General features: G+C 55.7%; 1 protein-coding gene. It reads left to right on the top strand.

The genetic code is table 11. The annotated features are described in order from the left end of the window. Window positions 1–65: 65 nt before the first annotated feature. Window positions 66–280 (top strand): hypothetical protein (locus tag AC1RPV_RS07800; RefSeq protein WP_481764202.1); only part of this gene is annotated, 215 nt, incomplete at its 3' end.

The raw sequence follows: 280 nt of genomic DNA on the forward strand, positions 1-280 counted from the left end.
TCGGTAGCCATGATGCAAGTGCTGCTGGCTCGACGTATGATTTCCCGAGTCATGGGACCGTTTACATGACCAGTGCATTCAAGGGCAGTGAACTTACGCGGTCGGATTTGCAAGGCGGAACCGTTTATCTCGACGGTTACGGTGGGGTGGTTGTCGCACAGGGAGCGACTGTGATGCTGTTGGGCATCAATCCGGCAATGCTTGCGTTGGGCTTGACAAGCCCGGCCATGTCGATGATTTTGGCGGACGCCGTTGCGAATGCTCCGGCGCTGCTATATAT

The organism is Dellaglioa sp. CoH-55-MRSF-9, assembly GCF_056782155.1.